At 48.3% G+C, this 13491-nt stretch carries 14 protein-coding genes and 2 tRNA genes; 6 read left to right on the forward strand and 10 right to left on the reverse strand.

The genetic code is table 11. The annotated features are described in order from the left end of the window. Positions 1–38 precede the first annotated feature (38 nt). The 5 genes from BFP76_RS11135 to BFP76_RS11155 all read right to left on the reverse strand — a co-directional run bounded on the left by BFP76_RS11135 (position 39) and on the right by BFP76_RS11155 (position 3683). Positions 39–491, reverse strand: coding sequence for a DUF302 domain-containing protein (locus tag BFP76_RS11135; RefSeq protein ID WP_099593633.1), 453 nt, complete (start codon positions 489–491; stop codon positions 39–41). A gap of 156 nt (positions 492–647) precedes the next feature. Then, positions 648–1295 carry a DUF1638 domain-containing protein gene (locus BFP76_RS11140; RefSeq protein ID WP_099593635.1) on the reverse strand — a complete coding sequence of 216 codons (648 nt, stop codon included), beginning with the start codon at positions 1293–1295 and terminating at the stop codon, positions 648–650. Position 1296: 1 nt separating this feature from the next. Next, complete coding sequence (locus tag BFP76_RS11145; protein WP_099593637.1) at positions 1297–1998, reverse strand: corrinoid protein; 702 nt, start codon at positions 1996–1998, stop codon at positions 1297–1299. A 124-nt stretch (positions 1999–2122) separates the two neighbouring features. Then, positions 2123–3133 carry a betaine--homocysteine S-methyltransferase gene (bmt, locus tag BFP76_RS11150; RefSeq protein WP_099594101.1) on the reverse strand — a complete coding sequence of 337 codons (1011 nt, stop codon included), beginning with the start codon at positions 3131–3133 and terminating at the stop codon, positions 2123–2125. A gap of 124 nt (positions 3134–3257) precedes the next feature. After that, positions 3258–3683 carry a SufE family protein gene (locus BFP76_RS11155; RefSeq protein WP_099594103.1) on the reverse strand — a complete coding sequence of 142 codons (426 nt, stop codon included), beginning with the start codon at positions 3681–3683 and terminating at the stop codon, positions 3258–3260. A 138-nt stretch (positions 3684–3821) separates the two neighbouring features. On the opposite strand from BFP76_RS11155, the gene BFP76_RS11160 reads away from it, so the two are divergent. Next, positions 3822–4358, forward strand: a complete 537-nt coding sequence (locus BFP76_RS11160; protein ID WP_099593638.1) for a hypothetical protein — start codon at positions 3822–3824, stop codon at positions 4356–4358. 4 nt (positions 4359–4362) lie between these two features. On the opposite strand, the gene rnd is transcribed toward BFP76_RS11160, so the two are convergent. Next, on the reverse strand, positions 4363–5520 hold the full coding sequence (rnd, locus tag BFP76_RS11165) for a ribonuclease D (RefSeq protein ID WP_099593640.1): 1158 nt from the start codon (positions 5518–5520) through the stop codon (positions 4363–4365). Between the two features lie 69 nt (positions 5521–5589). Continuing rightward, positions 5590–5664, reverse strand: a tRNA-Asn gene (locus BFP76_RS11170). 156 nt (positions 5665–5820) lie between these two features. Between BFP76_RS11170 and BFP76_RS11175 the strand changes: the two genes are divergently transcribed. Both BFP76_RS11175 and BFP76_RS11180 read left to right on the forward strand, forming a co-directional pair. Continuing rightward, positions 5821–7107 (forward strand): ATP-binding protein, encoded by a 1287-nt coding sequence (locus tag BFP76_RS11175; RefSeq protein WP_099593642.1) that lies wholly within the window; start codon positions 5821–5823, stop codon positions 7105–7107. 151 nt (positions 7108–7258) lie between these two features. Beyond that, positions 7259–9166, forward strand: coding sequence for a calcium-binding protein (locus BFP76_RS11180; RefSeq protein WP_099593643.1), 1908 nt, complete (start codon positions 7259–7261; stop codon positions 9164–9166). 56 nt (positions 9167–9222) lie between these two features. Here the strand turns inward: BFP76_RS11180 and nfsB are convergent, their stop codons facing one another. The 3 genes from nfsB to BFP76_RS11195 form a co-directional block, all read right to left on the reverse strand. Beyond that, positions 9223–9891, reverse strand: coding sequence for an oxygen-insensitive NAD(P)H nitroreductase (nfsB, locus tag BFP76_RS11185; RefSeq protein ID WP_099594104.1), 669 nt, complete (start codon positions 9889–9891; stop codon positions 9223–9225). A 113-nt stretch (positions 9892–10004) separates the two neighbouring features. Next, positions 10005–10919, reverse strand: coding sequence for a LysR family transcriptional regulator (locus BFP76_RS11190; protein ID WP_099593645.1), 915 nt, complete (start codon positions 10917–10919; stop codon positions 10005–10007). Positions 10920–10962: 43 nt separating this feature from the next. Continuing rightward, a tRNA-Ile gene (locus BFP76_RS11195) sits at positions 10963–11039 on the reverse strand. Between the two features lie 103 nt (positions 11040–11142). On the opposite strand from BFP76_RS11195, the gene BFP76_RS11200 reads away from it, so the two are divergent. From BFP76_RS11200 to purN, 3 genes are all read left to right on the forward strand, one after another. Further along, positions 11143–11580: an ABZJ_00895 family protein gene (locus BFP76_RS11200; RefSeq protein WP_099593647.1), complete on the forward strand. Its 438-nt coding sequence runs from the start codon at positions 11143–11145 to the stop codon at positions 11578–11580. 86 nt (positions 11581–11666) lie between these two features. Further along, positions 11667–12710, forward strand: coding sequence for a phosphoribosylformylglycinamidine cyclo-ligase (gene purM, locus BFP76_RS11205; RefSeq protein ID WP_099593649.1), 1044 nt, complete (start codon positions 11667–11669; stop codon positions 12708–12710). 1 nt (position 12711) lies between these two features. Beyond that, positions 12712–13284: a phosphoribosylglycinamide formyltransferase gene (gene purN / locus BFP76_RS11210; RefSeq protein ID WP_099593651.1), complete on the forward strand. Its 573-nt coding sequence runs from the start codon at positions 12712–12714 to the stop codon at positions 13282–13284. The last annotated feature ends 207 nt before the right edge of the window (positions 13285–13491 follow it).

Raw genomic sequence — 13491 nt, forward strand, 5'->3', positions numbered from 1 at the left:
CATTGGATGCGCTCTTTTCAGTTCAAATGTTTGGAAATTTATTCTGCAATCGCTTTGTTGGTCAAATTATCCAACGCACCGGTCATCATTTTAAACACCTCTAAATTGGCATCGGCACCATGAGCCTGCGCCATATCCGTGGGTGCGCGATAGGTGATCATTACGTTACCATCTCCATCTTCATAGGCCAAAACCCGCAGCGGCAGATCAAGCCCAATTGTCTGGCTCGCAATCATCGCGGGTGTGCCCAACTTTGGATTACCAAACAATAGCATCTCTGTTGGACGCAAATCCATTTCAACGCTTTTGGCACCCGCTGCGTGATCGACACGCGCAAATACTTTGGCACCCGCACCTTCCACTGCGGCCACCATCCGATCAATGGTTTCAGAAACGGAATGCGCAGAGGATTTGGTGATCATCGTGTCGGCATTCGCCATGGCCGTGGTCGCAAGAATGGCAAAAAAACCAGAATAGAAAACGTTTTTCATATGATGTCCCTTTCATTAAAAACAGTCATGAAATCGTAACGACCCAACCCCAATATTGATATTCACAGTTGCGATAGCACCCAAACTTGGCAAAATCACACCAAGCTACCCCTCCAAATGTCCAAAAATATCCTCGCCGAAGGCATAAAATCTTTGTCAGCGGCGCGAAACATCCGCCAATGCAACCGACAAATCGCCGTAACCTGTGAAACGCCGTTCCAACGGTAAACCCATTTTCTGTGCGATCAATTCCGCCTTGCGATCCAATGTTGGGTCATTCACCTGAGCTTGATAAACCAGCTTGGTATAATTTCCAAAATACATGTCGCGCAGTTCAGGATGACGATCCAACCCCATGGGTTTCCAAACAAAAGCATCAAATTGCTTTACCAAAAAATCGGTCAGATAAAATGCGGTGATTTCATCTTCTAATTTGCCAAACGCATCATTGCCTTCAAAAAATGAATAACAATGCGGGCCGGCGATCATATCCACGCCAAGTTCTTTGCATTTTGACGCCAACATCCCGCCCGTACCACAATCGGCATAAGCGACGAAAATCTGTTCATAATTGGCGCGATGTTTTTCCACGGCGTCTGCCACTGCATCGGTGATCTTTTCAGGGTACAGATGCAATTTTGCGGGCAAACAGGTTAAATCCATATGCCCCCAATCATTTAATTTGATCAGCGCCAATATTTCACGCGCCAATGCCCCACACGCCAGAATCAAAACGCGCCCAGCAGGATCACTGGGCGCATCTAATCCTGTTTCGCTCAGTTCTATATCGCTGAGCTGTGCCATGTTATCCCGCGGCCATTTGGTTGTGTTTCTTTGCCATAAATTCCTTGGCCGTTTCCACCGCAACAGCGGCATCACGACAATAGGCATCTGCACCAATGGCCTTGCCAAACTCTTCGTTCAATGGCGCACCACCGACAAGCACGGTGAAATCATCGCGCATACCTTTTTCCACCATCGTATCAATAACGACCTTCATGTATGGCATGGTAGTGGTCAAAAGTGCGGACATGCCCAGAATATCAAATTCACCTGTTTCCAAGGCTTCGATATAATTTTCAACAGGGTTGTTAATGCCCAAATCTTTTACTTCGAAACCGGCACCTTCCATCATCATGGTCACAAGGTTTTTGCCGATATCATGAATGTCACCTTTCACAGTGCCAATCACCATGGCACCCAAACGCGGCGCGCCGGTTTCGGCCAGCAATGGTTTTAGGATGGCCATGCCACCCTTCATGGCACCCGCGGCCAACAACACCTCTGGTACGAACAAAATACCGTCGCGAAAATCGATCCCAACAATGCGCATTCCTTCGACCAACGCTTTGGTCAACACATCATAAGGCTGCCAGCCGCGTTCAAGCAGGATATTCACGGCCTCTTCAATTTCTTCTTTCATGCCGTCATACAGATCATCGTGCATTTGCAGCACCAGATCTTCGTCGTTCAATTCCGACAGGATGATTTCTTCTTCGTCTGACATGTTCTTATCCTTGCATTGCCAACCGCTGGCCTGTGTTTACCAAATTCTTGAAAATCACTGGTTTTGCTGATCATTTTACGACGAAAACAGCCAAATCACCGACTTTCACAACATTTTTAATGCATTAGCCCCGCCCACGGCGACGTTCGCGCCGTTTTGGGCCACCACCATCTGTCCCATCGCTTTCGGATGAAAACCCACCCAATGCGGCGGCAATTTCGTCCAATGTGGGGGGTGCACCAACTAGCGTTTCCTCCAACGCTTTGCGCATGGCGCGCAAATGGTTTGGCATGGTGCCACAACATCCGCCGATGATTTTTGCACCTGAATTGCGTGCCAGAACCGCATATTGCGCCATCAATTCGGGTGTGCCGTCATAATGGATGTGACCATCGACATATTTTGGAATGCCTGCGTTGCCTTTGGAAATAATCGGCTTGGTTGCGCCACCCTCGACAAACCCCAACACAGTGCGAAGCAGATCAGATGCGCCAACACCACAATTGGCACCAAATGCCATGGGTGCATATCCCAGATCATCCACCATTTTCACCATGCCTGCACTGGTCGTACCCATCATGGTGCGCCCTGCAGTGTCAAAGCTCATGGTGCCCGCCCAGGGGTGACCTGTACGCGCAATTGCATCGGCGGCGGCGGCGTATTCTTCGGGGGCGGAAATGGTTTCAACCCATAAAACATCCGCACCACCTGCGATCAACCCTTCGGCCTGTTCGTGAAACATTTCAACGGCATCTTCATGCGATAACGTGCCCGCCGCACCCATTATTTCACCTGTTGGGCCCATAGAACCCGCAACAATAATATCGCGTGATGATTTATCCGCCACTTCTCGTCCGATTTCAGCTGAAATTTTGGATAATTCATGGGCGCGTTTTTCTGCGTTATGCAATTTCAAACGCGATGCATTGCCACCAAAACTGTTGGTCAAAAACAAATCCGACCCTGCATCAACCGCCCCTTGATAAAGCGCTGTAATGCGATCGGGATGCTCTTCGTTCCAAAATTCAGGTGGTTCACCCGCTTGTAAACCTGCGTTAAACAGGTTTGTACCCGTGGCACCATCGGCCAGAACCCAACCTTGCGTTTCGATCAGTTTTGTAAGTTTATCAGTCACTTGCGTATCCATGTTACGGTAAAAATATCATGCGGTGGTGTGTTGTTTTGCTTTAGGATAGCGCATGCCACAGCAAAACACATCAATCCAATTCATATTGGACATAAAGATTATGAACAATCCTTTAGGATTGCGCTGCCTTTGCGGCCACTTCATTGATCCGTGCGATCATAGCACGCAGCCCATTTGAACGTTGCGCAGATAAATGTTGATCCAACCCCAAACGCCCAAATGCAGCAATCGCGTCTGTTTTAAGGATTTCCCCAACCGTTTGCCCATTGAACAGCGCATGTAATATGGCGATCAAGCCTTGCACGATCATCGCATCCGATGCGCCTTGAAATGTGAAAACCGCATCGTTTCCCGACCCTTCGATATGGGGCACCAGCCATACTTGTGACGCACAGCCATCAACCTTGACCGCAGGCACACGCAGCGCATCATCCAACACGGGCAATGCCTTACCCATATCGATCACATGGCGATAACGGTCTTCCCAATCATCCAAAAATTCGAATGTTTCGACGATGTCTTCAAATTCAGCGCTCATTGCGGACTCTTCCTCGTTTGGCGTTGATTTATGACCCCGCCCCGCATCTGTCCAGTGAATTTGCGCAAAACCCGTCAAAGGGCTTTAATTTAGATGCGCGATTGGCTATCGATAGTGAAACGAAAATGAGGCGACCCCATGCAAAATACCGCGCAAAAACTTTTCAGCACCGCAATTATCGGCGCTTTACTTGCATCCTGTTCGGTTTTTGACGGTGCACGCAATTCATCAGGTAACAGCGCAGGAAGTTCTGCTGGCAGTGGCGGTAGCGTTGGAAGCGGTTCCATTGGCTCAGGTTCATTTGGCAACAAACGCAGCGACGAAGAAATCGGCGCGGCAAAAACCGCTGTGGTGGATAATCGCGGCTTGGTACCGGTGATTAAATCGGCAAAACTTGATCGCACCAAAGATGGTTATATCCTGCGTGTGATCGGTGGTGTTGATCGCACTGGATATTATGATGTGGAATTGGTTGCGCGTAATTTTGGCGAGGACGATGAAAATGGTGCGTTGATCTACGATTTTCGCGCCAATGTTCCAAACCCTGGTATCGATGTGCCAACCGAACGGTCCAAGGAAATTTACGCAGGCGTGTTTATCCCGATTGATACCTATCTTCAGGCCAACACAATCAGCGTACAAGCCCTACAAAACAACCTTCGCGTCACGCGATAACCTGTTAAATATTAACGATTTTTACGGATTTTCCGTTTGATGCAAGTGCAACCTTGCCTTCGCACAGGCGCAAGGCATCATTGCCAAAAACCTCTGCTCGCCACCCTTTGAACATTTTACCGTCGCGTTCCCCTGCGGCGATTGCATCCAGCTCTGCTGCATTCGCAATTAGCTTTTGCGCAACGCCGTAACCTTCGGCCTTTGCCTTGAGCATCACACGAAGCAATTCTGCCAAACCTTCGGCACCTTGGGGTTTGATCCGATCATCAACGGGTTTAGGAATATCTGATGCCTGATACCCGCCCGCACGTTTGATGGCCGCTAAAATACCGTCGGCAATGTCGCCTTTGCGTGCATCACGCAACAACAAGCGAGATTTGTTTAATTCACCAATGTTTTGCGGACGTGTTGCCGCCAATTCCATGATCGCATCATCTTTCATCACGCGATTACGTGGGATATTGCGTCTCTGCGCAAAACCTTCACGAAATTCGGCCAATTCACGCACTGCGGCCAGAATTTTCCATGAATTTGTGCGGGTTTTGACGCGCATATAGGCCAATTTGGGATCGCTGATATAGGTTTGGGGATCCAATAGCACCGCCAACTCTTCTTCGACCCAACTTTGACGTTTGGATTTTTTCAACTCCGCCGCCAAGGTTTCATAAATTTCGCGAAGATGCGTCACATCACCAATGGCATATGTCATCTGTTTCGCCGACAAAGGGCGCGCAGACCAATCGGTGAAGCGCGATGATTTATCCAACCCCTGTTTGGCGATTTTGCGCACTAGGGTTTCATACCCCACCTGTTCGCCATATCCACAAACCATCGCCGCCACTTGTGTATCAAAAAACGGTTTTGGCAGAATCTGGCGATCAACATAGAAAATTTCCAAATCTTGACGCGCGGCATGGAAAACCTTGACCACAGATTCGTTTTGAAACAGCTCATACAGCGGATCAAGGTTCAGCGTATCCGCCAACACATCAATCAACACCGCAGATGAATCATCTTCGCCCGGATGGGCCATTTGGATCAAACAAAGTTTGGAATAATAGGTGCGCTCACGTAAAAATTCTGTGTCGATGGTCACATAATCATAGCCAGAACAAATATCGCAGAATGCGGCCAATTCAGCCGTTGTTTTTATCATTTTCATGAAAACCAGCTTTATGCGCTTCGCGCGATCTGTTCAAGCGGTGTTCGGCGATTTTTGGGGATTTACATTTGGCTCCGACGGTAGGGATCGAACCTACGACCAATTGATTAACAGTCAACTGCTCTACCGCTGAGCTACGTCGGAATGTCCAAATGTAGGGGTGATATAACGAAGCCTTTTTAGGGCGTCCATAGCGTTTTTTACAGTTTTTTGCATATTCTGTGAAATTCCCAAGAAAATAGCGCCATTGTGCGCTCGCCTCTTGTCCTTTGCCCCCGTGCAAAGCTAGGCTCTGGCATTATGAGCCTGTTTCACCTTCGCCGATATATGCCCAAAACCCTGATGGGGCGTTCGATTCTGATTCTGATGATTCCGATTGTGGTGATTCAGTTGGTGGTCGGGTTTATCTTTTTTGACCGCCTGTTTCGCGATGTGACATTGCTTAAAACCGGCGAAGTGGCGCGACAATTGGAATTTGCCCTGCAATCAAGCGATCCTGATGCGCTGGTCAAGCTGGGGTTTGAGGTGGAAACAGTTACGGATTTTACAGGAAGCGGTGATTCCATCGCAGCGCTGGATTTCACCGGACAAAATGTAATTGAAAAACTGCGCACACAATTTTCCAATGTCGCCTTTGTTGATCTGACAACGGATGATCATCTGGTGCAACTGGGCATGAATTTTGATGGGCAGTTTATAAAAGTAAGCTTTGATCGCGCCCGTGCCTCTGCACGTAATCCTCATCAATTGTTGGTGGCGATGACCATTGCATCGCTGATCATGTCAGTGTTGGCCGTTTTGTTTTTGCGCAATCAGGTCAAACCCATCCGCCTATTGGCAAAATCAGCAGAGGCTTTTGGCAAGGGGCGCAATATTCCATTTCGTGCCCGAGGTGCTGCCGAGGTACGATTGGCCGCCCACGCATTTCGCGCCATGAAAGAACGCATTGAACAACAAATTCAGCAACGCACCCTGATGTTATCTGGGGTAAGCCATGATTTACGCACCCCCCTAACCCGCATGAAACTGTCACTTTCAATGCTTGAGGATAACGAAGAAATCGAACATCTGCGCAAGGATGTGATTCAGATGGAAGGCATCATGGAAGAATTCCTTGCCTTTGCACGCGGTGATAGCGCTGAACGCCGCCAACAAGTGGATGTTGCCGCACTTGCCCAAACATTGGTGGAAAACAATAAACGTGCCGGAAAAACCATTGTATTGAATGCAAGCGATAGCCCGATTTATCTGACCTGTCGTAAACTGGCGATGACGCGTGCATTGGACAATTTATTATCCAATGCAGCCCAACATGGCGATCAGGTATCACTGACGATTCATAACACTGAAAAGGATGTGAAATTTTCGATCGAGGATAATGGCCCCGGCATCAATCCCAAAGATCGCGAAACCGCCATGCGCCCGTTTGAACGGCTGGATTCCGCACGTAACCAAAACCAAGCCAGCGGCAGTGGATTGGGTTTAGCCATCGTTGCCGATATCGCGCGAAGCCATGGCGGCAACCTAGCGTTGAGTGATAGCAAAACATTACACGGGTTGTGTGCCACGATCACCATTCCAAAGTGATTAACATCACCAAATCAACAATTTAATAATGTTGTTTTTCAGCAAACGTGAGCGACATCACTGAATGTGCGCGCGTGTTGATATGTTCTGATCCCACAATTTCAATTTCATTTTTTCACCCCAATTTGGGATTTTCAGAAAGGGTTATATTATGCCTCTCTATTATTCAGGTACAACCATTACAGGGTCGGGTGACGCCGACATTATTTTAGCACAAGGCGCAAACAACACAGTTTATGGTGGTTCTGGCGCCGATATTATGTTGGGCGATATTGGTGGTTTCCGAAACACTTTCGGTACAAACAACAGCTTTGCAAATGCTTTTAACTTGGATTCCCCTATAGCTTGGTCGACAGATGAAAACGATCTGTTTGGGAATGACGGCCTTGCACATACAACGCTTTCGATTGCTCCACAGGCAAATCAGCAAGAATATTTTGAAATGACATTGGCTGCTGGTGAAACCATCACGCTTGATATCGACGGGGCTGGCGGCTCACTTGGATCGAACGATGACAGTGACATATCGCTACGCATTTTCAACAGCGCGGAAACACAAATCGCGTCAAATTTTGATTCCCCCATCACCAATGGTGGATTGGGATCAGTCAGCGCAGATGACGCATATCTTAGTTTTACCGCACCTTCTGCTGGGACTTATTACATTTTGGTCAATAACAATGGATTGGATTTCCAAGGCGACGAACATTTTCTGTTGAACATCACATCAACACACCACGCAACAGGTAGCGCGGATTTAGCTGGTGATGATGTTATGTATGGCGGTTCTGGCAATGATTTGATGATGGGTGGTGGTGGTGATGACACCATGTTTGGCGGCCAAGGCACCGATACAATGTATGGCGGCACTGGTCATGACACCATGGCAGGCGGACCATTCACCGGTGATCTTTATGGTGGTAATGGCAACGATATTTTCGAAAACTACGGTGGCGCATTTATCGATAACGTTTACGGTGGGTCTGGTTCAGACACGCTGGATTTACGCAATCGGACCGCAGGGAATGCCGATATCGACCTGTCGACGGGAACCTATACCGCAAGTGGACAAACCGCCGATATTTCATCTGTGGAAACCATTTTTGCAACACATGATGACGACACGATCGATCTAGGTGGCTCGAACGGTTATACCGCAAATGGCGCTGGTGGTAACGATACAATCATTGGCGGATTGAACTATCAATTGCTCCGCGGGAATGATGGTAACGATACGATTGATGGTGGTTTTGCATCTGGGTCTGGAGTTGGCGATTCACTTTATGGTGGCAACGGAGATGATACGATTACCGGTGCAAATGGCGATGATTACGCCCACGGTGGCGATGATTCTGACCATATCACACTCAACGACGGTGATGATGTTGCATTGGGCGGTCTGCACATCGACACCATTTACGGTGGCGCAGGCGACGATACAATGTCTGGTGGCCAGCACCGCGACTATCTGTATGGCGGTGATGATGATGACCGTTTGAACGGCAATGGCGGTGATGATTACATGATTGGCGGCAACGAAAATGACCGCCTTGACGGTAACAATGGCAACGACACCATGTATGGCGGGAATGATAATGATCGCCTTTACGGTGGTTCGGGCAATGACATTGTGAACGGTGGTGTTGGCAATGACGTCATGAATGGTGGTAACGACAATGACACCATGTATGGCAGCAACGGTAACGATCGCTTTTACGGCAGCAGCGGTAACGATTTCATGTATGGCGGCGCGGATAATGACCGCATGTTTGGCGGCAGCGGCGACGATTACATGGATGGCGACACCGGCAATGATGTTATGCGTGGCAGCACTGGATCGGATACGTTCAATTTTGAAATCGGCGATGGCGATGATCGCATTATCGATTTTGAAATCAACGTGGATACGATCGATCTTGCGTCAACTGGACTTGGCTATAACAACTTAAACTTCGTTGCAGTTGGCAATAGCACCCGCGTTGAATACAGCGCAACCGACAGCATCATGTTGCAAGGTGTCAATATTAACGATCTCGATCAGAACGATTTCCTGTTCTAAGGAAACTTGATCATTCAATTTGAAAGCCGCCCTTTTTATTAAGGGCGGCTTTTTAATTAAACTTCTGTCAAAATTTCACTGTAGGGCAAGCGCGATTTGGGCAAAGCTTTGTTATAATCATCTGGCGCTTTATGATACCCAATGGGAACCACGACCAAGCTGCGATATCCTTTTTCCGTCAGGCCAAATTCCGCATCCAGTATATCCGTTTCAATTCCTTCCATCGGGGTGGCATCAATGCCAAGTGCGGCAACGCCCAACAAAAATTGCCCAACATTGAGATAGGTTTGATTATCGGCCCAACCTTGCAGATTGTTTTTCTCGTTCTTAAAAATATCAATGAACATGGAACGCCCGCCGTGCATCTGCGCCTTGTGGGTTTCTGGATCGCTTGCAAAACGACCATCAGATTCTTCTTGGGCCAAGATTTTTAACAAATAGTCTTCGTCAACGTTGGTGCGGCTGGCGAATACAACCACATGGGATGCGTTGCGAATGGATGGGCTGTTAAACGGGAAACGGCCATCGGATGATTTTGCAATGCGATCCTTTCCTTCCGCTGTGCTTGCAAGAATGAAATGCCATGGCTGTGCGTTTGTGCTGGATGCGCTAAAGCGCAACAGCTCTTTCACCTTTTCAATATCAGTGTCAGAGATTTTTTTATCGGGATCGTATGCTTTCGCAGTGTGGCGCGATTTGGCAATTGATGTGATGTCTAGTGGCATTGTTTCGTCCATTTCATTGTTCGTATTTTCGACCCCATTGATAATTCAATTTGGTCGCACAACACTATCCACGGAATTGGGAAATCATTCTTTTGGATATTGAAAGAATGACTTTAAAGAAGATCGCCATACAAATTCATGTTGGTTTCAACGATACGTTGTTGCATGAAATTTAAAAATGTCTTCACCCGTGTGGGCATCATCCGCCCTGGTGGACGCACAGCCCATATTTTTCCCTCTGGCATCAAGGTATAATCGGGTAAAACCCGTACTAAACCACCAGATTTTAGATCCAGCGCCGCGTGCCAAAGCGAGGCGCGCCCAATACCCATGTCTGCACGCACCAATTTGGCAACAGCATCGCCCAGATTAACCGTAACTTGCCCCCGCACCTGCATTTCATGCACAACGCCATTTTTATCGCGCAAATGCCAACTGCGCATTGATCCCAACAACAAACAGGAATGATGCATTAAATCATCAGGTGTTTGAGGCGTGCCATGCGCAGCAAGATACGCAGGTGTTGCCACCAACCATTGTGGATTGTCATCAATGCGCTGCGCCATGAGGCTGCTTGGTTCAAGCTCTCCCATGCGAAATGCCAGATCATATCCATCTTGAACAATATCCACATAGGAATCGGACAGATTCAAATCCAACTGCAAATTTGGATGCGCCAACATAAATTCAGGCAAAAATGGCAGGATATGCTGGCGGGCAAATGATGCCGATGCGGTTACACGCAATTTACCCGAAAGCGTGCCGGTATTTTGCGACAATGCCGCGCGCGTCTCATCTATTTCACCCAGAATATGTTTTGCACGATCACACAGCAATTCGCCATCTGGTGTAAGCGAGATGGAACGCGTCGTGCGGTTGAACAATTTCACACCCAGTTCATCTTCTAATGCTTTGATTCTTTGGGTGGCATTGGTGGGCGATAAATCAAATTCTGCCCCTGCCCGTCCAATCGCGCCAATCGTTGCAACACGCAAAAATAATTCCAATGATTTCAGATCAAGAGACATGCACACCCCGTTTCGCATCAACGATAACAGACGGGCGGGAATTTGGTAGGCCCGGCAGGACTCGAACCTGCGACCAAAGCGTTATGAGCGCTCTGCTCTAACCAACTGAGCTACAGGCCCGCCATGGGCTGTAGGTATCACAAGTGGTGCGAAGGTCAAGACGGTTTACACCCCACAATCAATTCATTAGCGTCTATCTGAACGACGTTTTTTAAGGAATAAAATGCCCACATTTAATTTGAAACCTTTGGTCAAACGATTTGCAATTGCCTATATCGTGGCCATCATTTTGGTCATGGTTGTATTTTTCATCTTGGAAAAACTGTTTGGCGTTTCCGCAAATTCGGCATCGGGGCTTATCTCGATCATGGTTGCCGCCATGGATATGGGGCAAAATTTCTATAAACAAGAAAATCGCGTTCCTGAAAAATCAGAAAGCTGGCGCATGGCGCGTGCAGCAACGGGTGTAACACTTTTGATAAGCGCTTTGTTATTTGTTGCGATATTCATTGCATCACCCGGATCATTTGCAAATGTCGGGTTGCCCGGATTGATAGTGGTTCTTGTGATCATGATGTTGATTACGCTTCTCGCTATTCGGTTTTTTGCAAGCTTTGGCGCCAAAAACTATGCCAAGGCATTGGCCCGTCAAAAGTCATAACCAGTTATCATTGTCGTTAAACAGTGGACAGTTCTCGGTACAATTGGTAATGCGCAGCTAAAATTTACCAACCGAAAGTTTGCGCCATGACCCAAGCCAAAAATCCAATCACCTATGCAGATGCTGGCGTTGATATTGATGCGGGCAATGAGCTTGTCGAACGGATCAAACCAGCGGCAAAATCAACCAAACGTGCGGGTGTCATGGACGGGCTTGGTGGGTTTGGCGCGATGTTCGATCTAAAGGCGGCTGGGTTTAACGATCCCGTCTTGGTTTCGGCCACGGATGGCGTGGGAACCAAGCTGCGCATAGCAATTGATACGGGTCATTTGGATACGGTTGGCATTGATCTGGTGGCGATGTGCGTCAATGATTTGATCTGTCAGGGTGCCGTGCCCCTGTTTTTCCTCGATTATTTTGCCACAGGCAAATTGGACATCGACAAAGCCACAGATGTAATCAACGGCATTGCCGAGGGCTGTCGCCAAGCAAACACTGCACTGGTTGGTGGTGAAACCGCCGAAATGCCCGGCATGTATGAAGGCGAAGATTTCGATCTGGCGGGCTTTTCCGTGGGCGCGATGGAACGGGGCGCCACATTGCCGCGTGATGTGGCCGAGGGCGATGTTTTGATCGGCCTGCCATCAACAGGCGTGCATTCCAATGGATATTCCTTGGTGCGCAAGATTGTCGAATCCTCTGGCCTGTCATGGAATGATGATTGCCCATTTGGTGACGGCGTTTTAGCAAAACACCTGCTGGAACCCACAAAAATCTATGTCAAACCCGCTGTTGCAGCACTTGAAACAGGCAAATTGAAAGCCTTGGCACATATTACAGGTGGCGGTTTGACAGAAAACCTACCCCGTGCCCTGCCCGATGGTTTGGGTGCGCAGATTGATTTGGATGCGTGGCAACGTCTGCCGATTTTTGATTGGCTGATTGCACAGGCGGGTCTGGAACAGGCAGAGGCGTTGAAAACATTTAACTGTGGTATTGGCATGATCGCGATTGCGGGGGCCGATGATGCAGATGACATTATGGCCGCCCTCGCCAGCCAAGATATCGCACCCGTGCGTATCGGCCAGATCACAAAAGGAAGCGGCGTCGCCTATACTGGCGCTCTCTAATATGAATAAACGCGTGGCAATTTTAATCTCTGGCAGTGGATCAAACATGATCTCGCTGGTCGAGGCTATGAAAAATCCCGCGTTTGGCGCTGAACCTGTATTGGTATTGGCAAACAACCCGGACGCCGGCGGCATTGCCAAGGCCGATGCCATGGGCATTCCCACCGCAATCGTGGATCATCGCCCATTCAAAGGTGACCGCCCCGCGTTTGAGGATGAATTGCACCGTGTGATCAGCGCCCATTCCCCCGATGTTATCTGTCTTGCGGGGTTTATGCGCGTGCTGACGGCAGGCTTTATCGATCGATGGGAGGGTAAGATGCTTAACATTCATCCATCCCTGCTCCCGAAATACAAAGGCTTGCACACCCATCAACGCGCAATTGATGCGGGGGATGAGGCAGGTGGTGTATCGGTGCATGTTGTAACCGCCGCACTGGATGATGGGCCGATACTTGGACAAGCCAGCGTTCCAATTTTACCAAATGACACTGCGGAAGATTTGGCGGCGCGTGTACTGGTTCAAGAGCACCGACTCTACCCAGAGGTGTTAAAGGAATTTTTAAACTCCTAGGTAAATTTTCACACCAGATTCGCAGAATAAATGACGGATTTGACGGTAATTTGCGAAAAAATAGGCCTCAATTTAAGAAAAATTTGCCCAAATTTGGCAGGTATAAGGCATCATGTTTAACGCAAACCTAGTGTAAAGAACATGTCCTTTTAGCCAGTACTAAAAAGCTTTCTGCCACATTTTTCAATTTACCCCGCCATCTTAACC

Source organism: Paramylibacter kogurei, from assembly GCF_002742285.1.
GTDB classification, from domain to species: Bacteria; Pseudomonadota; Alphaproteobacteria; order Rhodobacterales; family Rhodobacteraceae; genus Amylibacter; species Amylibacter kogurei.